This is a genomic window from Pseudofrankia coriaricola (assembly GCF_032027725.1).
In the GTDB taxonomy this organism is placed as follows: Bacteria; Actinomycetota; Actinomycetes; order Frankiales; family Frankiaceae; genus Pseudofrankia.
The window spans coordinates 126,663-146,780 of record NZ_JASNFO010000032.1 but is presented as its reverse complement, the minus strand read 5'-3'; the positions used below and the strand labels follow the sequence as shown (position 1 = coordinate 146,780).

Sequence of the window (20,118 nt, the reverse complement as noted above, 5' to 3'; positions counted from 1 at the left end):
GAGATACATGGGCAAGCTGGACGGCAAGGTCGCCTTCATCACCGGCGCCGGGCGGGGGCAGGGGCGTAGTCACGCCATCAAGCTCGCCAGCGAGGGTGCGGACATCATCGCGGTCGACATCTGCGAGGACATCCCGTCCGTCAACTACGAGATGGCGAGCGCCGAGGATCTGGCGCAGACCGTCAAGGAGGTCGAGGCGCTCGGCCGCGGCATCGTCGCCGTCAAGGCCGACGTGCGGATCAAGGAGCAGCTGAAGGCCGCGCTCGACCAGGGCATCGCCCGCTTCGGCAGGGTCGACATCGTCTGCGCGAACGCCGGCATCCTGCCGATGAACGACAACACCCTCATCGAGGGCTTCATCGACGGCATGGACGTCGACTTCGTCGGTGCGCACAACACGGTCGCCGTCGTCGCCCCGCACCTGCAGGCCGGTGCCTCCATCATCATCACCGGCTCCACCGCCGGGCTGATGAAGAACACCACCGAGGCAATGGGCAAGACGGGCGGCGTGGCGTACTCGTTCGCCAAGCGGCTGGTTTTCCAGTACGTCGAGACGCTCGCGCTGCAGCTGGCGCCGCACAACATCCGGCTGAACGCGGTTCACCCGACCAACGTCAACACCCGCCTGCTGCAGAACGACGACATCTACCGCTCGTTCCGTCCCGACCTCGTCGCCCAGGGCAAGACCCCGACCCGCGAGGACGCGGAGGCGGTCTTCCCCGGGATGCAGCCGATGCCGATCCCGTACATCGAGCCGGGAGACGTGTCGGCCCTGGTGCTGTTCCTGGCCAGCGAGGACTCCCGCTACATGACCGGCATCAACCTCCGGCTCGACGCCGGCTCGATGCTCAAGGGCGAACGCGCGATCTGACGGCGCGCGGGCAGTACGGCCCGGGGCGGTGCCCGGCACGGTAGAACGAACCGACCGTGCCGGGCACCGCCCCGCGTCGTTGCGACGGCCGGATGTCGTGACGACACGGGTCGGTGCGACGGCTGGATGGCTGGATATCTGGATGGACAGGCAAGATCGTGGTTGGATATAGTATCCGATCTGACGCCGTCGTCCGCCAGCTCAGGGAGCGCGCCGCATGGGTATCGAGATCGATCTGAAGGGCCGTCGGATCCTGGTCGTCGGGGCTTCGTCCGGTGTCGGCCGTTCGACCGCTCTCGCGATCGCCGCGCGCGGCGGTGAGATCGCCGTCGTCGGCCGGCGCGCCGCCCAGCTCGACGAGGTTGTCTCCACGGCCGGCGGCGGTGTCGCGATCCCCGCGGATCTGCACCGCGAGGACGACTGCGCCCGGATCGTCGAGACCGCGACGGCGACACTCGGCGGCTTGGACGCGGTGCTCTTCCCGGTAGGTGTCTCCCCGTTGGAGCTGATGGCCAGGCTGACCGCCGAGTCCTGGGGGAGCGCGTTCGCCACCAACGTCGTCGGCCCGGCACTGGTCACCGCCGCGGCCGTGAAGGCGCGGACCGAGCCCGGCCTGTTCCTCTATGTCTCCTCGGCCAACGTCGCCCAGCCGCTGCAGGGCCTCGGCGCCTACGGTGCCACCAAGGCCGCCCTGGAGCACACGGTCCGCACCTGGCGGCTGGAACACCCCGAGCACCGCTTCCTCCGGCTGACCATCGGCGCGACCACGCCGACCGACATCCACCGCGACTTCTCCGGTGACGTACTCAGCGAGGTCCTGCCGAAGTGGGCCGGCACCGGCGTCGTCACCGCCGAATTCATGCACGTCGACGACGTGGGTGTCGCCGTCGCCGAGCTGACCGCGTTCGCGCTCGCGCACCCGAAGATCGCCGTCGACGACGTCACCTTCAACCCGGCGAGCGCGCCGCTGGACGCCTCGACCCTGGGCCACCTGGGCCAGCGCGCCGCCGAAGGCGACCTGCTCGACGCGGAAGGGAAACTGCCGCTCTGACCGCCGGGGCCCCGCCGGCCCCGCGCCGATGCCCCACCCGACCGAGTTCGTCGGAGGTTGCCGTGACGGCAGGAACCCAGCACGCCCCGGATCCGGCGGCGCACGAACCGGCGGTACAGCGGCCGCTGGTCGCGACCGAGCTCCGGGACGGCTATGCGGTGCTGACGCTCGACGACCCGGCGCACCGCAACGCGCTGTCGCTGGAACTCTCCGACGCCCTTGCCGCCGCGGTCGCGGCGGTGCTGGGGGCGGGCGTGGGTGCGATCGTGCTGGCCGCGAGCCCGCCGGTGTTCTCCGCGGGCGGGAACCTGGACGATCTGATCACCCCGAAGGCGCCGCTGCGCGACGTGTACGCCGGGATGCTCGCCATCGCGAACGCCCCGGTGCCGACGGTCGCGGCCGTCGGCGGCCCGGCCATCGGCGCCGGGGTGAACCTGCCGCTGGCCTGCGACGTCGTGCTGGCGTCGCCGTCGGCGACGTTCGACCCCCGCTTCCTCGACGTCGGTATTCACCCCGGCGGCGGCCATCTGTGGCGGCTGGCTCATCGGGTCGGGCCGCAGGGCGCCGCGGCGCTGGTGCTGTGCGGCGACCGGCTCACCGGTGAGGAGGCGGCGGCCGCCGGGCTCGCCTGGCGCTGCGTGCCGGACGGCGAGCTGATGGACCGGGCGTGCGCGCTGGCCGCCCGCGCCGGGGGCCGCCAGCGTGACCTGGTGGCGCGTACGAAGGAGACGCTGCGGGCGAGCCTCGCGGTCACGTCGTCTGACGACGCGGTCGAGCTGGAGCTGGCCGCTCAGGAGTGGTCGGTCGGCCGGCCCGGTTTCGCCGACCACGTCCGCGCCCTGCGCGACAGCCTGCGCGCGGCGAAGGCCGCCAGGACCGCCGAGGCGGACCGCCAGCGTCAGGGCGGCTGAGGCCCAGACCGGGCCAGCGTCAGGGCGGCTGAGGCGGCCGTGTCAGGGCGGCTGAGGCGGCACGCGAGGCCCGCCCGTCGGCTACAGCTGACGGGCCAGCAGCTCCCGGTGGTGCACCGGGTCGCCGAACAGCACCCGCGAGCTCTTCGCCCGTTTGAAATAGAGGTGGGCCGGGTGCTCCCAGGTGAAGCCGATGCCGCCGTGGATCTGGATGTTCTCGGCGGCGGCGTGCACATACGCGTCGGAGCAGTAGGCCTTGGCGAGGCTCGAGACCAGCGCGAGCTCCGGGTCGTCGGGCCGCTGCGCCGCCGCGGCGGCGGCGTAGGCCGCCGAGCGGGCCGACTCGACCTCGACGAGGACGTCCGCGCACTTGTGCTTGATCGCCTGGAACGATCCGATCGGCCGGCCGAACTGGACGCGGGTCTTGGCGTACTCGACGGCCATGTCCAGCGTCCGGCTCGCGCCGCCGACCTGCTCGGCGGCCAGCGCCACGATCGCCAGCCGCAGCGCCCGCTCGATGGCGGGCCAGGCGGCCCCCTCCGCGCCGACGAGCCGCCCGGGCACGCCGGCGAGGTCGAGGCGCGCCTGCCGGCGGGTCTGGTCCAGGGTCGCGAGGCCGGTGCGGCGCAGGCCGTCCGCGGCGCCGTCGACCGCGAAGAGGCTCACCCCGCCGCCGGTGCGGGCGGCGACCAGCACCAGCTCGGCGGTGGCGCCGTCCAGCACGAACATCTTGGTGCCCGTCAGCCGCCAGCCGTCGGCGCCGTGCTCGGCCGTCGCCGTCACCGACGACTCCTCCCAGCGGCCGTCGGCCTCGGTGACCGCGAGCGTCGCGACGGTCCCGGACGCGACCCGCGGCAGCAGGTCGGCCGCCGCGGCGTCGTCGCCGGTGGCGAGCAGCGCCTGCGCGGCTGCGACCGTGGCCAGGTGGGGCGCGCAGAGCAGCGCGGCGCCGCTCTCCTCGAAGACGACGCCGATCTCGGCGAAGCCATAGCCGACGCCGCCGAGCTCCTCCGGTATGCCCAGGCCCAGTACGCCGAGGTCCTCGGCCAGGCCGCGCCACACGGCCGGGTCCCAGCCGGCGGGCGTGGCCATGGCCGCGCGCACCGCCTCCTCGCCCGCGACGTCCGCGAGGAACTCGCGCACCACCCCACGCAACTGCTCGCGTTCCTCGCTGAATGGCACGCTCACGTAGACCTCCCGAACGCCTTCCTCGACGCCTACGGATCCCGCGACGCCTACGGATCCCGCGACGTTCGCGGGATCCGTGCCTACAGCCTGCTTGCGCTGCCCGTGCTGTTCGCGGACCGGTGCCTACAGGTCCGTCCAGCCCTCGTGACGGTCGGCGCGGCTGGGCTGGCGCCCGATGCGCATCGGCGACAGCGGCGCGTCGCGCATCAGGAAACGGCCGGACGACTCGCTGACCTCGCGCAGCCGCTTGCTCCAGCGGTTCACCGCCTCGCCACCGAAGGTGGCCGCCTTCTCGAGTTCCGCCCAGGCCTGCATGCTCTCGATGGCCCACAGCAGCAGGCACTCGGAATCGTCGGCCAGCGCGGTGCGGAACGCGCCGACGAGCTTCCATCCGAACGACGCGTACACCGGCGCCGCCTCGTCGGCGGCGATCTCCAGGAAGTCGCTGGCGGTTCCGCGCGGGACCTTGACCAGCTCGTGCGCGTACACGTCGCCGCGCACGCCGTCTGCGCACAGCTGCTCGATGGTCGGTGCCCAGGGCGCCGGGACGACGATCCGGTCAAGGCCGCCGCTGCGGTAGCCGGACGCCTCCTGCCACCACTTCGCGAGCTTCGGGTCCTGGAAGGCGGCGGACTTCGTCTCGTGCTCGAGACCGGCGGCGAGACCGTCGAAGCCGTCCTCCTCCCACATGTTGATCACCTGCGGCCAGCGCCCCGTCGTGCCGATCACGCCCCAGACGCCGTAGCAGAGCTGGTTGCGCTCCTCCTGGGCGATCGGGCTCCAGTTCGCGGTCATGTGGTGGATGTAGTTCGCCCGGTTCGTACCCAGGATGTCGATGAACTCGTGGGTGTAGACCTTGGTGTTCGCCGTGGTGGTGTTCGCCGTGGTGGTGTTCGCCGTGGTGGTGTTCGCCGTCACACGCAGATTGTATATAACATACCTTTCATCATCGGAAGGGCTGAGGAGGGGGCATGACGGTCGGTGACTGGCTGCGCCGCCAGGGCCTCCGGCACGTGGTCGAGATGCCCGGCGGCCCGCGCGGCGGCGGCGCCGGGCGCGTGGTTCCCGGCATCCGGGCCGTGCCCGCGCCGGACCTCGACTGCGCGCTCGCGCTCGCCGAGGCCGAGGGAACGATGGGCGCGGGTCTCGGCGCCCTGTGGGACGGCGACGTGCTGACCCTGTTCTCGCGGCGGGTGGACCCCGGCGAGCCGGCGACCGCCCGCTCGGCGCCGGAGCTCGCGGCCGCCGTGTCGCGGGCAAGGAAGGCGGGCGCCGGCGCGGTGGCGGTCCACCTCGACTTCGACCTGACGGCCGACCCGGAGCCGCCCGTGGCCGGCACCCCCGCGACGGCGCTCATGGACCGGGGCCTCGCCCCGAGGCTGCCGGGCGCGGCTTGCCGGCCGGGCGCCGCGGGGCCGCTGGAAGTAGACCTGGTGCTCGCCGGGCACGGCGTCGTCCGGGCGGGCGCGGCGCGGGCCCTGGCGGAGCTCGCCGCGCGCGGCGGCCTCGGCGTCCTCAACGTCTTCACCGCCAAGGGCGTGTTCCGCTGGGACAGCCCGCATCACCTCGGCACCGGGTTCCTGCAGGAGCGCGACCTCGCGCTCGCCGGCGCGTACCCGGACGCGGTGGTCGTCACCGTCGGGCTGGACGCCGACGAGTGCGCGCCCGCGCTGTTCGCCGCCGCCGGCGTCGACCCCGCGCGGCTGGTCATCGTCGACCCCGCCGACCTGCCGGCCGCCGCGGCGACGATGCGGGCGCGGGTTCCCGTCACCGAGGGCGGCCCGCGTCCCGCGCTCTACCGGGAGCTCGCCGCCGTCGCCGGCCCTCTGTACGCGGCCACCGGCGCGCCGTTGAACCCGGCGTGCGCGGCGGCCGACCTCGCCGCGGTCCTGCCCGAGGGCGGCTCCGTGTGGACCGAGCCGGGCCCGGCGGCGCACTGGATCGGCCGGACGTTCTCGACGGTCCGGCTCGGCAGCGTCCGGGTGCCGGCGGCTGGGCGGGACGGCGTGGCGATCGCCGGCGCGCTGTCCGCCGCCCTCGCCGGTGACGGCATCGGCGTGGCCGTGGTCGACCACCCGCCTCACGCTGGTGTCGCGGCCGCCTGCCTGGACTGGGCCGGGCGCCTCGGCATCCGGCTCGTCGTCGAGGTCTGGGGCGAGCGCGGCGTGCCCCGATCGTCCGCCCAGCACCGGGAATGGCTCGTCGACGCGCTCGCCACCCCGGGTGTGCGCGTCCTTGAGTTACCGGTCGACTACACCGCCACCCAGGAACTGGTCGCCGCCGCCGGCCCGTTGGTCGCCTGGACTGTCAGCCCGTCGGCTGGTCCCATGTGATGCGGACTACTTGCCGATGGGCGGCATATTGGATGCAATCAGTTGTCAAGAGGACACGTTGCCTCTGACGTACTTGCTTGTGAGCGGAGGCTCGGCATGAACGCGGAAGACCTCATCCTGATCAGCGTCGACGACCATCTTGTCGAACCGCCGGACATGTTCCAGGGGCGCCTGCCGGCGAGGTTCGCCGACGCGGCGCCGAAGGTCCTCCACCGCGAGGACGGCTCCGATGTGTGGACGTTCAACGGTTCGATCATCCCGAACGTCGGGCTGAACGCGGTGGCCGGCCGGCCGAAGGAGGAGTACGGCGTCGAGCCGACAGCCTTCGACGAGATGCGTCCCGGCTGTTTTGACATCCACGAGCGCGTCAAGGACATGAGCGCCGCCGGCGTGCTCGGTTCCATGTGCTTCCCCTCGTTCCCAGGCTTCTCCGCCCGGCTGTTCTCCGCGGCGGACGACAAGGACCTGGCGCTGTCGGTCGTCCAGGCCTACAACGACTGGCACGTCGACGAGTGGTGCGGCGCCTACCCCGGCCGGTTCATCCCGATGGGCCTGCCGGTCCTGTGGGACCCGGAGCTCGCCGCCAAGGAGGTCCACCGGCTCGCGGCCAAGGGCTGCCACTCGATCACCTTCACCGAGAACCCGGCGACCCTGGGCCTCCCCAGCTTCCACGACGCGTACTGGGACCCGCTGTGGAAGGCGCTGGTCGACACCGACACGGTGCTCTCGATCCACCTCGGCTCGTCCGGCAAGCTCACGTTTACAGCGCCTGACGCCCCGATGGACGTCCTGATCACCCTGCAGCCGATGAACATCTGCAGCGCCGCGGCCGACCTGCTCTGGTCCCGGGTGCTCAAGGAGTTCCCGACGATCAAGATCGCCCTGTCCGAGGGCGGCACCGGGTGGATCCCGTACTTCCTCGAGCGCCTCGACCGGACCTACGACATGCACCACCTGTGGACCGGCCAGAACTTCGGCGGGAAGCTGCCGAGCGAGGTCTTCCGGGAACACTTCCTCACCTGCTTCATCGAGGACCCGGTCGGCGTCGAGCTGCGCCACAAGATCGGTATCGACAACATCGCGTGGGAGTGCGACTACCCGCACTCGGACTCCAGCTGGCCGTGGCCGGGCGAGGAACTGCTCAAGTCCGCACCGGGCGTGCCGGTCGACGACATCAACAAGATGTCCTACGAGAACGCGATGCGGTGGTACTCCTTCGATCCGTTCGCGCACCGGCCGAAGGAGGCCTCCACTGTCGGCGCGCTGCGCGCCGAGGTCGCCGGGCACGATGTGGAGATCCGCCCGTTCGACAAGGGCCGCTTCGAGATCAAGCACGAGGGCATCTCCCTCGCCGAGATGGCCTCGAAGGCCACTGCCTGACGCTGTTTCATCCCGGCCGCCGACGGTCGTCCGCCTCGCGCGGGCGGCCGTCGTCGGCGGCATCCTGACCCCTGGCATGGGCACCGGGCGTACGAGGCTTCCCGTCGTCGCGGGTCCTTCGCCTGGGCTGACCCGCGAGAAGAAAGCGGTTGATCGGGTGAGCGGCACGGCGGAAAGCCCGCGGACCGATGGCGTGTACGCGGGTCCGCCCGCGGCCGACTGGGACGCGCGCACCTTCTGGGAGCTGGTCGAGCGCCGGGCGGCGGCCACGCCCGACACCGAGCTGCTCCTCGACGACCTCGGCCGGAGCCTGACCGCCGCGCAGTTCAGGCGCGCCGCCGAGCGGGTCGCCGCGGCGCTCGCCTCGCGCGGGATCGGCGTCGGCACCGTGGTGAGCTGGCAGCTGCCGACGACCCTGGAGTCGGCGGTGCTCATGGCCGCGCTCGCCCGCGTCGGCGCCACCCAGAACCCGATCATCCCGACGCTGCGCGAACGCGAGGTCGCCCACGTCACCGCGAAGGCGGCGACCTCGCTGTTCGTCACCGTGCCGCGCTGGCGTGGCTTCGACCACGAGGCGATGATCTCCTCGATCAGCGCCGCGCGCGCCGGCACCGGCGCGCCCGCCATCGACGTGCTGCTCGTCGACCACCGCGCGGCCGCGGCCGGCGCGCCCGGCGCCACGGCGGCGGGCGACCGCCTTGCCCTGCCGATGGTCGACGACTCCGAGCCGATCCCGCCCCCGGCGCCGCCGGCCGGGCCGGGGGAGGCCCGCTGGATCTACACCACCTCGGGTACCACCGCGGACCCGAAGGGTGTGCTGCACACCGACGTCTCGGTGTCGGTCGCGGCGCGCGGCAGCGTCTCCGGCGTCGCCTCGACGCCCGCCGATCTCTACCCGATCGCGTTCCCCATCGCCCACATCGGCGGCGCCGTCATGCTCTCCGCGTCGCTGCTGTCCGGGATGAGGCTGCTGCTGCTCGACAGCTTCGACCCCGAGGCGTCCCCGCGGACGATGGCGGCGCTCGGGGCGACCTTCCTCGGCTCGGCCCTGCCGTTCCTGCGGGCGTACATCGCCGCCCAGTCCGCCGACCGCACGAAGGACCCGGACGCGGTGCTCTTCCCGAAGCTGCGGGCGGCGTTCAGCGGCGGCGCGCCCAAGCCCCCCGGACTGCATGCCGAGGTCGCCCGTGAGCTCGGCGGCCGTGGTGTGCTCTCCAGCTGGGGCATGACCGAGTTCCCGCTGGCGACGCACGCGCGCCTCGACGACACCGACGACGAGCTCACCGTCACCGAGGGCGGCCCCGCCCCGGGCGTCGAGCTGCGGGTGATCGCGTTCGACGGCACCCCGTGCCCGCCCGGCGAGGAGGGCGAGCTGCTGGTCCGAGGCGCACAGCTCTTCTCCGGCTACCTCGGCGTCCCCGCCGCCGAGACCGCCGGCCTCTTCGACGCCGACGGCTTCTTCCGCACCGGCGACCTCGGCGTCGTCGGCCCGCGCGGCCACGTCCGCATCACCGGCCGCCGCAAGGACGTCATCATCCGCAACGCGGAGAACATCGCGGCGCCCGAGGTCGAGGACATCCTCGCCACCCACCCGTCCGTCGCCGAGGTCGCCGTCATCGGCCTCCCCGACGACCGCACCGGCGAACGCTGCTGCGCCGTCATCCGTCTGGCCGAGGGCGCCGCGCCCGTCACCCTCGCAGACCTGGCCACCCATGCCTCGGCCGCGGGCCTGGCGAAGTTCAAGCTCCCCGAGCAGCTCGAGATCGTCGACGACCTCCCCCGCACCGACATGGGCAAGGTAGCCAAGAACGCCCTCCGCCGGCGCTACGTGCCCTGACCCTTCGCCTGTCGATGTGCGCGTCCGTGCACATCAGCCGCTCTGTGCGCGTACGTGCGCAGAGCCCGGTTGGGTGGCCTGCCGCCCGGGACCGTGTGGCCGCACCGCCATGTCGTATTTCCGCGAGACCTGGCGCCGGGCGGCGGGCACGCTGGACGGGTGGACATGGACGTTGAGCGGTGTGTGCGAGCTGTTCAGGCGCGGGACGAGCGCTTCGACGGCTGGTTCTTCACCGCCGTGCTCACCACCGGGATCTACTGCCGCCCCAGCTGCCCGGCGACGCCGCCGAAGCCCGAGAACATGCGGTTCTTCCCGAGCGCCGCGGCGGCGCAGCAGGCGGGCTTCCGGGCCTGCAAGCGCTGCCGGCCGGGCGCCGTGCCGGGCTCGCCGCAGTGGAACGAGCGCGCCGACCTCGTCGCCCGCGCGATGCGGCTGATCGCGGACGGGCTGGTCGACCGCGAGGGTGTGCCGGGGCTCGCCGCCCGGCTCGGTTACAGCGTTCGCCAGCTCGAACGGCAGCTGATGGCCGAGCTGGGCGCGGGGCCGCTCGCCCTGGCCCGCGCGCAGCGCGCGCAGACCGCGCGCCTGCTGATCGAGACCACGAAACTGCCGATGGCCGACCTGGCGTACGCGGCGGGCTTCGCCAGCGTGCGCGCCTTCAACGAGACGGTCCAGGATGTCTTCGCGGTCTCGCCGAGCGAGCTGCGGACGCGGGCGAAGGCCGTCGACGAGCCAGGAGCACCGGGCACCAGAACAGCCGGCACCAGAACGGCCGGAACCAGAACGGCCGGCACCATCGTCGTGCGGCTCCCGTTCCGGCGGCCGCTGTGCCCGGACAACCTGTTCGGCCACCTCGCGGCCACGGCGGTGCCGGGGATCGAGGAATGGCGCGACGGTGCGTACCGCCGGACGCTGCGGCTCCCACACGGACACGCCGTCGCGGCGCTGCGCCCGGCGCCGGAGCACATCGAGTGCCGGCTGGCCCTGTCCGACCTGCGCGACCTGACGACCGCGATCAACCGGTGCCGGTGGCTGCTGGACCTGGACGCGGACCCGGTCGCGATCGACGCCCAGCTCGGCGCCGACGAGGTACTGGCTCCGCTGGTCGCGAAGAACCCAGGCCGGCGGGTCCCGCGTACCACCGACCCGGCGGAGCTCGCGATCCGCGCGGTGCTTGGCCAGCAGGTGTCGACGGCCGCCGCGCGAACGCTCGCCGCGCGGCTGGTGACCGCGCACGGCGAGCCCGCCCGGGACGCCGACGGCGGGCTGACCCACCTGTTCCCGACCACGTCGGCGCTGGCCGAGCTGGATCCGGAGACGCTGGCGATGCCCCGGTCCCGGCGGGCGAGCGTGCGCGCGCTGGTCACCGCCCTCGCGACGGGGGACCTGGAGCTGGACGTCGGCGGCGACTGGGAGCGGGCCAGGGCCCAGCTCGCGGCGGTGCCGGGCGTCGGGCCCTGGACGGTCGACCTGGTCGCCATGCGCGCGCTCGGCGATCCCGACGCGTTCGTCGCCACGGATCTCGGCGTGCGGCGCGCGGCGGCCGATCTCGGCCTGCCGTCGACGCCCGCGGCGCTGACGAAGCGCGCGGCGCCCTGGCGGCCGTGGCGCGCCTACGCGGTCCAGTACCTCTGGGCGACCAGCGACCACCCCATCAACCGGCTTCCATCCGACTGACCCATCCGACTGACCCACAGGAGAGAAGATGCGTGCCCAGCAGTCAGAACACGTGACCCACACGGTGATCGACAGCCCGGTCGGGGATCTCACCCTGGTCGCCGTCGACGGCGTGCTCGCCGGCCTGTACATGGAGCAGCAGCGGCACCGTCCCGGGCCGGAGACGTTCGGCGATCGCGACCCGGCCGCGTTCGGCGACGTCGTCGCCCAGCTGCGGGCGTACTTCGACGGGGCGCTGACGGCCTTCGACCTGCCACTGGCCCCGCGAGGGACCGAGTTCCAGCGCGCAGTGTGGGCCGGGCTGCGCGAGATCCCCTACGGGCGGACCATCTCGTACGGCGAGCTGGCCGACCGCGTCGGCCGGCCGGGCGCGGCGCGCGCCGTCGGCCTCGCGAACGGCCGCAACCCGATCGGCATCATCGTGCCGTGCCACCGCGTCGTCGGGTCCGCCGGCGACCTCACCGGCTACGGCGGCGGCCTAGACCGCAAGCGGCACCTGCTGGCGCTCGAGGCGAGCCGCGCCCCGGCCGCGGTTGGGGCAGGAGACGTGCGCCGCACGTTGTGGTGAGTCCTCGCCGAACGGGTCAACCGACCGGGTGAGGCGGGTCCGGGGCGACCGAACGGCCGCCCCGGACCCGGGTGAGCTGATTGCCTACTCTGCCGGTTGCCTACTCCGCCGGTTGCCTACTCCGCCGGCGGTGGAGTGAGGAGGCCGGCCTCATGGAGATAGGCGACGACCTGGTTGGCACTGGTCTCGGCGGAGACCGCGCCGGAGGCGTCGAGGTGGAGTTCGGGGTTGAGGGGTGGTTCGTAGGGGGAGTCGATGCCGGTGAAGTTGGTGAGTTCGCCGCGGCGGGCTTTGGCGTAGAGGCCCTTGCGGTCGCGGGTTTCGGCGACGTCGAGGGGGGTGTCGACGAAGACCTCGATGAACTCGCCGTCGGCGAGCAGGTCGCGGGCGAGCTGCCGTTCGGCGCGGAACGGGGAGATGAACGACGTCAGGACGATGAGGCCGGCGTCGACCATCAGTCTGGCGACCTCGCCGATGCGGCGGATGTTCTCCACCCGGTCGGCTTCGGTGAAGCCGAGGTCCTTGTTCAGGCCGTGGCGGACGTTGTCGCCGTCGAGGAGGTAGGTGTGGTGGCCCTGGTCGTGGAGCTTCTTCTCGACGAGGTTGGCGATGGTGGACTTGCCGGCGCCGGACAGGCCGGTGAACCAGACGACCGCCGGGCGCTGGCCCTTGGCCGCGGCCCGCGCTGCCTTGTTGACCTCGACGGCCTGCCAGTGGATGTTGTCGGACCGGCGTAGGGCGAAGTGCAACAGGCCGGCGGCGACGGTGGCGTTGGTGAACCGGTCGATGAGGATGAACCCGCCCATGTCGCGGTTCACCGTGTAGGGGTCGAACGCGATCCGCCGGTCCAGGTTGAGATTGGCGACGCCGATCTCGTTGAGTTCGAGGGTGCGGGCGGCGGTGTGTTCGAGGGTGTTGACGTTGACCTTGTACTTCGGCTGGGCGACGGTCGCGCCGACGGTGCGGGTGCCGAGTTTGAGCAGGTAGGGCCGGCCGGGCAGCATCGGCTCGTCGCTCATCCAGACGAGGTGGCACTCGAACTGGTCGGCGACGGCCGGCGGGTCGCCCGCGGCGGCGAGCACGTCGCCACGGGAGACGTCCACCTCGTCGGCGAGGGTGATCGTGACGGACTGGCCGGCGATGGCCTCGGGCAGGTCGCCGTCGGCGGTGACGATCCGCTCGACGGTGCTCTCGGTGCCCGACGGGACGATGCGGACCCGGTCGCCGGGGCGGACCGTGCCGCCGGTGACCTGGCCGGAGAAGCCGCGGAAGTCCAGGTCGGGCCGGTTGACCCACTGGACCGGCAGGCGGAACGGGCCGGTGTCCAGGTCGTCGGTGACCTGCACGGTCTCCAGGTGCCCGACCAGGGTCGGGCCGGTGTACCACGAGATGTTCGGACTCGGCTCGGTGATGTTGTCGCCGCGCAGCGCCGACAGCGGTATGCAGACGATGTCGGTCAGCCCGATCTGCTCCGCGAACGCGCGGTAGTCGGCCTCGATGGCGTCGAAGACGTCCTTCGAGTAGTCGACGAGGTCGAGCTTGTTCACGGCGAGCACGACGTGGCGGATGCCGAGCAGGGAGACCAGGTAGCTGTGGCGGCGGGTCTGGGTGAGCACGCCCTTGCGGGCGTCGATCAAAATCACCGCGAGGTCGGCGGTGGAGGCGCCGGTGACCATGTTGCGGGTGTACTGCTCGTGGCCCGGGGTGTCGGCGACGATGAACTTACGGTGCTCGGTGGAGAAGAACCGGTAGGCGACGTCGATCGTGATGCCCTGCTCGCGCTCGGCCGCCAGGCCGTCGACGAGCAGCGCGAAGTCGAGCTCACCGCCCTGCGTGCCGACCTTCTTCGAGTCGGACTCCAGCGCGGCGAGGTGGTCGGAGAACACCAGTTTCGCGTCGTACAGCAGCCGGCCAATCAGCGTGCTCTTGCCGTCATCCACGCTGCCGCAGGTGATGAACCGCAGCATCGACTTGTTCTCGTGCTGGCGTAGGTACTCGTCGATGTCGGTGGCGACGAGGTCGCCCGCCGCGTGCGCCATGCTGCCTCCTGCTGGAAGGCCTCCGAGCGTGCGAAGGAAAAGCATTTTCGCACGCTCTTCGGCCGGGCTCCCTGTTGAAATGCCTCCGGGCATGCGAAGGAAAAGCATTTTCGCATGCCCTTTGGCGGGGTCAGAAGTACCCCTCCTGCTTCTTCTTCTCCATCGACCCGGACGAGTCGTGGTCGATGACCCGGCCCTGGCGTTCCGAGCTGGTCGTGAGCAGCATCTCCTGGATGATCTCGGTCAGCGTCGTCGCCGAGCTCTCCACCGCCCCGGTCAGCGGGTAGCAGCCGAGCGTGCGGAACCGGACCTCGCGCTGCTCGGGCACCTCGCCCGGTGCCAGCCGCATCCGCTCGTCATCCACCATGATCAGTGCGCCGTCGCGCTCGACGACCGGTCGCGGCGCGGCGTAGTACAGCGGGACGATCGGGATGTTCTCGTGATGGATGTAAAGCCAGATATCCAGCTCGGTCCAGTTCGACAGCGGGAACACCCGCACGCTCTGCCCCGGCGCCTTGCGGGCGTTGTAGAGCCGCCACAGCTCGGGGCGCTGCTGCTTGGGGTCCCAGCGATGCGCCGTGGAGCGGATCGAGAAGACCCGTTCCTTCGCCCGGGACTTCTCCTCGTCGCGGCGCGCCCCACCGAACGCCAGGTCGAAGCCGTACTTGTCCAGCGCCTGCTTCAACCCCTCGGTCTTCCACACATCGGTATGCACCGCCGAGCCGTGGTCGAACGGGTTGATGCCCTGCGCGAGCGCGTCGGGGTTCTGGTGGACCAGCAGATCCAGACCCAGGTCCGCGACCAGTCCGTCCCGGAAGGCGTACATGGCGTTGAACTTCCACGTCGTGTCGACGTGCAGCAGCGGGAACGGCGGTTTCGACGGGTAGAACGCCTTCATCGCCAGGTGCAGCATCACCGAGCTGTCCTTGCCCGCCGAGTACAGCATCACCGGCCGCTCGCTCTCCGAGACGGCCTCCCGGAAGATCTGGATGCTTTCCGCCTCCAGACGCTGCAGGTGGCTGAGGCGGGTGGTGCCTGGGAGCAGGTCCCGGGCACCGCCGCCGGTCGGCGCGCTCATGACCACTCGATCTGGTCGCGTACGGTAGACCGCTCGAGCATGCCGTAGGTCTCCTCTCCGTCCCACGTATACCTGCACTCGCCCTGGAACAGCACCGGGAAGTTGGGCAGTTCCGGCCGATGGACCGTGTCGTGGGTGGTGTTCACGGTCACGCCTTCGATACGGGTGATGCCGAGTTCGGACTCGAACACGACGGGGACGGGATCGCCCGACGGTACCAGCCGGCGCAGCCAGGGGGCCTCGACAACGCGGGCCGGAATGAGCTTCTCCTCACCCAGGAACAGGTAGCCCTCGTTGAACACCTCGCGGCCGTCCGGACGCGGTGGGTAGGTGATGTAGCCGAAGGCCTTGCCGCTGGGGAACACCGCGGACTGCCAGGTGTGGCCGCGGAACTCCTCCAGATGACGGACGCCCTGTCGCTTGATGCGCAGGCCGCTGCCGGTAAAGGTCTTCTCCTCGCCCGGTACCCGGACGACACCGGTCGCGGCGAACAACTGCTCGATGCGCGGCCCGTGGCCCATCATGTCGCCGTCGGAGGTGTTCGCGAGGCGCTCGGCCGCGTCGGGCAGCAGCGCTCCCTGCTCCCACGGCGGCGCGGCCATCGTCGTCTCGACCTCGACGCGCAGGTTCACCGTCGGGCCGTCCTGCCTGCCCTCGACGAGTGCCTGGGAGGTCGTCTCGACGGCCGGGCCGTCGTAGGTCATCCGCCACGTCCGGTAGGGCTCGAGGACCTCGAACGCGAGCCCGCCCGCGCCGAGGATCGCCGGCTGGCCGGCCGCGTTGAACGGTGAGTGCGCCGGGCCGGCGCCGCGCAGCCGATACACCCGGCCGTCGGCGAACACCACGTTGAACGTGACGAGGTGCGTGTCCCAGTTGGCCGCGACGGCCTCGATCCCGAACCGGGGCAGGCCGATCTCGCCCTTGTCGTCGGTGACCCAGAAGCTGGCCGAGTCCCGCATGTCGGGGTTGTCCGGCCGGGAGGGAAAGAAGTACTCCCGATCGATGGGCAGGCCACCGGAGAGGTCGATCGCCATGGAGATCGTGTCCTTCCTAACTTGCGTCGTGAGGCCGGAGGCCCCCGCCGGCGGGACTGGTGGCGCTGGCTGGCGCGTCGGTGGGATGGGTGGGGACGGTGCCCGGGCGGGAGGTCCAACGCGCCGCCCGGTCGATGTACTCCGCGAACCGTGGCCGGATCGCGTCGAGGTCGAGGCCGTAGTCGGCCGGGTCGGCGTGCTTGACGCGCACGCGGTCCTCCGAGTTCTCCTTCCACCACCGGCGCATGTTCTCCTCGAACGCCGGGGTGGCGGGCGCACCCAGCCAGTCGTAGAGGCCACGGATCTCGCCGATCGGGTCGCGCTGCATGGCGCGGAAGTCGATGTCGTAGAACCGGTGGGAGTTGCCGTTGTCGCGGAACGCCAGCGTCCGGGCCATCCCGGTGGCGAGCACCGTGGTGTTGATCGCGCCGATGTAGTGCTTGTCGACGGTGTCGTTGAACCGCAGCGCGACGTTGGAGTAGACGTCGCAGACCGAGACCAGGACCTCGGTCGGGTCGCGGTGGGTCATCACGAACCTCGCGTCGGGGAAGGCCTTGTCGATGTCGACCAGGTGGGCGAGGTGGTTGGGGTTCTTCAGCCGCCAGGGCTTCGCGGGCCGGCCCCACTGCAGGTACTTCAGCGCCCGGCGCATGTACTGGAACGTCTCGGTGAGGTCCGCGTCGAGCAGCCACTCGGCGTACGAGGGGACGCGGGCGAAGCACTCGAAGTAGTGCACCTTGAAGTCCAGGAGCATCAGCTCGTGGCATTCCTGCGGGCCGTCGGGGAAGGATGGGACGAGAGCCTTGTCGAGCTCGGTGCGCCGGGACTGGATCTCGATCTGGCGCAGCAGCCGCGGGTCCGGGGACTCCGTCACCGACGCCGGCGGTGGCACGAGCTCGGCGGCTTCCCAGCGGTGCAGGTAACGGATGTCCGGGTCCTCGGCGAGCAGCCCCGCCAGCGCGGTCGAGCCGGTCCGGGGCAGGCCGAGGGCGATGAGCGGCCCGATGATCGGCGCGTCGTCGGTCTCGGGGTGGTCCTTGTACCATTGCTCGATATACAGACGGGTCCTGAGGGCCCCGACCATCAGGCGGCTCAGCGCGGCCTGGCCGGTCGCGCTGAGCTGTGCCTCGGTCTCCAACGCGTGGGTGACCCGCTCCAGGCCCTCGCGGAACGAATCACCGCCGAAATCGTCGAGGCCGGTCGAGGCACGCGCCTCGTCGATGAGGCTGTCAGCTAATCGCACGTGAGCGCTCCCTTCTCGCGACCCACACCCCCGGGTAGGTGGCCGGTGCCGCGAGGGTGGGTGGGGACCGTGTATGGGTGAGAACAGTCGGCCGGCTGGCCCGGCCTATTTCATGACAGTAGAGTGCCATGAATACCGGCGTCCCGGCAACACCCGATGAGGAGGCGAGCGGGCAGGTGGGTGAGCACCGTCTCGATGGGCCACCGGAGACGACGCCCGACACGGAGCCCCACGACGTCGGCGACGACGCGGCGGGGGACAACGCGGCGTTCGATGACGCGGCGGCCGAGGACGCGGGCGACGCGGCGGGCCACGGACGCCGTCGCTATGACAGCCCGCTGCGGCGCGAGCGCGCGGCGCGGACCCGGGAGCGCATTCTCGCCGCGGGGTCCGAGCTGGTGCACGAGTTCACCACGTGGGACTGGAAGGGCCTCACCTTCCGCGCCGTCGCGGAGCGCGCCGGCGTGGGCGAGCGCACCGTCTACCGGTACTTCGCCACCGAGCGGGAGCTGCACGACGCCGTCATGCGCAGCCTCGGCGAGGAGTCCGGGATCAGCTACGAGGGGCTCAGCCTCGATCGGATGGGCCCGATCAGCGCGCGGCTGTTCGCGACCCTGCCGTCATACGCGGTCGCGCGCTGGGGCGACGAGACACCGTCCCAGCCGACACTGGTGGAAGCGGACGTGGTCCGCCGTGAGGCCGTGATCGGCGCGGTCGCGGGGCCGGCCGCCGACTGGACCGACGAGGAACGGCGGATGGCCGCGGCCATGCTCGACGTGCTGTGGAGCGTGCAGTCCTACCAGCGGCTGCTCGCCGCCTGGCAGCTCGACGGCGAGCAGGCGACCAGGGCGATCACCTGGGCGATCGGGGTGCTGGCCGACGCGATCCGCGAGGGCCGCAGACCGCCGCCGCCCACCGCGGTGTGAGCGAATCCGAACGGTCCTACAGCGTGCGGAACAGTCCGCCGTCGGCGAGGATCTGGGCGCCGTTGATGTAGCCGGACGCGTCGCTCGCCAGGAAGACGCAGACGCCGACCAGATCCTCCGGGACGCCGATGCGCCCCATCGGGTTCATCTCAGCCGCGCGGCGCTGCGCCTCGGCGCCCCACGCCTTGGAGATGTCGGTGTCGAACGCGCCCGGCAGCACCAGGTTCGCGCGCACCTTCGGCGCCCACTGGCCGGCCAGCCCCAGCGTGAGCGCGTTCAGCCCGGCTTTCGCCATGGCGTAGGGAAGGTCCTCCGGGCCTGGCCGCAGCGAGCCGGCGGTGGTGACGTTGATGATCGATCCGCCGTCGCCGGCCGCCATCCGCTCGCCGACGAGCGCGGACAGCCGGAACGGCCCGCTCGCGTTGACGGCGTGCACCTTGTCGTAGAGCTCGCGGGTGACCGTGGAGAGCTTCTCGTACAGCGGTGACATGCCGGCGTTGTTGACCAGCACGTCGACCTTGCCGAACTCGGCGTAGACGGTCTCGACGAGCCGGTCGCAGTCGTCCCAGCTGCCGACGTGGCAGGCGACGGGAAGCGCGCGTCGGCCGGTGGCGGCCTCGATCTCCTTGGCCGCCTTCTCGCACGCCTCGAGCTTGCGGCTGGCGATGACGATGTCCGCGCCGGCGGCCGCCAGGCCCTCGGCCACCGCCCGGCCGATGCCCCGGCTGCCGCCGGTGACGATCGCGACCCGGCCGGTCAGGTCGAAAAGCTCCGCGGGAGTCTTCATCAGGCGCCCTCCGTCCGAATCGTTGTCAACGTCGAAGTCAATCCTTGTCTCACCGGCCGTTCGGGCGCCATGCCACGAGGCGGCGACGTGGCGTGACCCGGGCCACTTTCGGGCCGCCCACGAAAATATAGTTGACCTGGTCCGCCGTCCACGGTGAGTCGGGCCAGAGCGGACCTACCGATGGCGTGTAGGGCGCGAGTAGGTAAGGCTGGGTGTGGGGTCGCTGGCCTGGGTCGGTGATCCGCGAAGCCGGGCTGAGGGGAGCCCGTCTCGCTATACAGTTGACCCGGTCACGGCGGTGCGGTGTCCGGGCTGTCGACACCTCAGGAGGACCAGTGGCGGACGAGCTTGGCGCGGGCGGTCTGCGGTTCGAGCGGGACGGCGCCCTCGCGTGGCTGTACATCGACCGGCCGCACGCGCGTAACGCCTTCACCCCGGCCATGTACTTCGGCATCAAGAAGGCCGTGCACCTGGTCAACTCCGACCCGGATCTGGCCGCCCTCATCATCACGGGCACCGGCGACGTCTTCGCCCCCGGCGGTGACCTGGCCGGCCGCAGCGACCCGGGCGACGAGCCGACCCCGAACATCGGCGCCCACATGCTGCCGTTCCTGACCATCCGCGACAGCACCGCGCCGGTGATCGCGGCCGTCAACGGCATCTGCCAGGCCGGCGGGCTGCTGATCGCGATGATGTCCGACATCTGCGTGGCCAGCGACCGCGCGACCTTCCGGGTGCCCGAGCTGCTGCGCGGTATCCCGGACGCGACCTACGCCGCCACCCTGCCGGCGCACGTCGGCATCGCGGTCGCCCGTGACCTGCTCCTCTCGGCCCGCAAGTTCGACGCGGCCGAGGCCCAGCGGATCGGCCTGATCTCCCGGGTCGTCCCGCACGAGCAGCTGCGCGACGAGGCGGTCGACGCGGCCAAGCAGGTGCTGCGGACACCGCCGATGGCCCGCATGCACGTCAAGCGGATGCTCAACGAGCGCTACGGTTTCATCGACTACCAGACGATGTTCTGGGCGCTGGAGAACTCGCCGGAGCCGCGCGAGGGCATGCGCGCGTTCATGGAGAAGCGCTCGCCGGAATGGGTCCCGAAGCAGTTCGCGGAAGACGGGCCCCTATGAGGCTGGCGCTGCGCGCCAGCCTTCGGGCGCTGGGCCTAACCTCCCAGATCGGCTACGCAAGCTCCGCC

Annotated in this window: 17 protein-coding genes; 10 read left to right on the top strand and 7 right to left on the bottom strand. The window is 71.7% G+C overall.

The genetic code is table 11. The annotated features are described in order from the left end of the window. Positions 1–7 precede the first annotated feature (7 nt). From QOZ89_RS18180 to QOZ89_RS18170, 3 genes are all read left to right on the top strand, one after another. Entirely contained in the window at positions 8–871 is an 864-nt protein-coding gene (locus tag QOZ89_RS18180) for a mycofactocin-coupled SDR family oxidoreductase (protein ID WP_071050976.1), read from the top strand. Between the two features lie 217 nt (positions 872–1,088). Next, positions 1,089–1,922 (top strand): SDR family NAD(P)-dependent oxidoreductase, encoded by an 834-nt coding sequence (locus QOZ89_RS18175; RefSeq protein ID WP_071050975.1) that lies wholly within the window; start codon positions 1,089–1,091, stop codon positions 1,920–1,922. 62 nt (positions 1,923–1,984) lie between these two features. Then, the gene (locus QOZ89_RS18170) at positions 1,985–2,833 is read left to right on the top strand and encodes an enoyl-CoA hydratase-related protein (RefSeq protein ID WP_312624307.1); all 849 of its coding nucleotides are present in this window, start codon (positions 1,985–1,987) and stop codon (positions 2,831–2,833) included. An 81-nt stretch (positions 2,834–2,914) separates the two neighbouring features. On the opposite strand, the gene QOZ89_RS18165 is transcribed toward QOZ89_RS18170, so the two are convergent. Both QOZ89_RS18165 and QOZ89_RS18160 read right to left on the bottom strand, forming a co-directional pair. Further along, positions 2,915–4,021, bottom strand: coding sequence for an acyl-CoA dehydrogenase family protein (locus tag QOZ89_RS18165; RefSeq protein WP_071050974.1), 1,107 nt, complete (start codon positions 4,019–4,021; stop codon positions 2,915–2,917). Positions 4,022–4,144: 123 nt separating this feature from the next. Further along, positions 4,145–4,939 (bottom strand): NIPSNAP family containing protein, encoded by a 795-nt coding sequence (locus QOZ89_RS18160; protein WP_312624306.1) that lies wholly within the window; start codon positions 4,937–4,939, stop codon positions 4,145–4,147. 53 nt (positions 4,940–4,992) lie between these two features. Here QOZ89_RS18160 and QOZ89_RS18155 point away from each other — a divergent pair, with 53 nt between their 5' ends. The 5 genes from QOZ89_RS18155 to QOZ89_RS18135 all read left to right on the top strand — a co-directional run bounded on the left by QOZ89_RS18155 (position 4,993) and on the right by QOZ89_RS18135 (position 11,816). Continuing rightward, positions 4,993–6,354: a thiamine pyrophosphate-binding protein gene (locus tag QOZ89_RS18155; RefSeq protein WP_071050972.1), complete on the top strand. Its 1,362-nt coding sequence runs from the start codon at positions 4,993–4,995 to the stop codon at positions 6,352–6,354. 96 nt (positions 6,355–6,450) lie between these two features. Then, positions 6,451–7,734, top strand: coding sequence for an amidohydrolase family protein (locus tag QOZ89_RS18150; RefSeq protein ID WP_071050971.1), 1,284 nt, complete (start codon positions 6,451–6,453; stop codon positions 7,732–7,734). A 157-nt stretch (positions 7,735–7,891) separates the two neighbouring features. Beyond that, entirely contained in the window at positions 7,892–9,571 is a 1,680-nt protein-coding gene (locus tag QOZ89_RS18145) for an AMP-binding protein (RefSeq protein ID WP_312624305.1), read from the top strand. A 183-nt stretch (positions 9,572–9,754) separates the two neighbouring features. Continuing rightward, entirely contained in the window at positions 9,755–11,248 is a 1,494-nt protein-coding gene (locus QOZ89_RS18140) for an AlkA N-terminal domain-containing protein (RefSeq protein ID WP_491723656.1), read from the top strand. A 28-nt stretch (positions 11,249–11,276) separates the two neighbouring features. After that, complete coding sequence (locus QOZ89_RS18135) at positions 11,277–11,816, top strand: methylated-DNA--[protein]-cysteine S-methyltransferase (protein ID WP_071050969.1); 540 nt, start codon at positions 11,277–11,279, stop codon at positions 11,814–11,816. Positions 11,817–11,932: 116 nt separating this feature from the next. Here the strand turns inward: QOZ89_RS18135 and cysN are convergent, their stop codons facing one another. The 4 genes from cysN to QOZ89_RS18115 all read right to left on the bottom strand — a co-directional run bounded on the left by cysN (position 11,933) and on the right by QOZ89_RS18115 (position 17,210). Beyond that, the gene (gene cysN / locus QOZ89_RS18130; RefSeq protein WP_312624303.1) at positions 11,933–13,855 is read right to left on the bottom strand and encodes a sulfate adenylyltransferase subunit CysN; all 1,923 of its coding nucleotides are present in this window, start codon (positions 13,853–13,855) and stop codon (positions 11,933–11,935) included. Positions 13,856–13,985: 130 nt separating this feature from the next. Further along, a complete protein-coding gene (gene cysD, locus QOZ89_RS18125) occupies positions 13,986–14,933 on the bottom strand; it encodes a sulfate adenylyltransferase subunit CysD (protein WP_312624302.1) in 948 nt (315 codons plus the stop codon). Then, positions 14,930–15,967 carry a DUF7064 domain-containing protein gene (locus QOZ89_RS18120; protein ID WP_312624301.1) on the bottom strand — a complete coding sequence of 346 codons (1,038 nt, stop codon included), beginning with the start codon at positions 15,965–15,967 and terminating at the stop codon, positions 14,930–14,932. Before QOZ89_RS18120 ends, cysD begins: the two co-directional genes overlap by 4 nt. 16 nt (positions 15,968–15,983) lie before the next feature. After that, complete coding sequence (locus QOZ89_RS18115) at positions 15,984–17,210, bottom strand: sulfotransferase family protein (protein ID WP_071050965.1); 1,227 nt, start codon at positions 17,208–17,210, stop codon at positions 15,984–15,986. Between the two features lie 128 nt (positions 17,211–17,338). Between QOZ89_RS18115 and QOZ89_RS18110 the strand changes: the two genes are divergently transcribed. After that, on the top strand, positions 17,339–18,136 hold the full coding sequence (locus QOZ89_RS18110) for a TetR/AcrR family transcriptional regulator (protein ID WP_083419194.1): 798 nt from the start codon (positions 17,339–17,341) through the stop codon (positions 18,134–18,136). 16 nt (positions 18,137–18,152) lie between these two features. On the opposite strand, the gene QOZ89_RS18105 is transcribed toward QOZ89_RS18110, so the two are convergent. After that, positions 18,153–18,923 (bottom strand): SDR family NAD(P)-dependent oxidoreductase, encoded by a 771-nt coding sequence (locus QOZ89_RS18105; protein WP_071050964.1) that lies wholly within the window; start codon positions 18,921–18,923, stop codon positions 18,153–18,155. Positions 18,924–19,258: 335 nt separating this feature from the next. Between QOZ89_RS18105 and QOZ89_RS18100 the strand changes: the two genes are divergently transcribed. Then, positions 19,259–20,050: an enoyl-CoA hydratase/isomerase family protein gene (locus QOZ89_RS18100; protein ID WP_071050963.1), complete on the top strand. Its 792-nt coding sequence runs from the start codon at positions 19,259–19,261 to the stop codon at positions 20,048–20,050. The last annotated feature ends 68 nt before the right edge of the window (positions 20,051–20,118 follow it).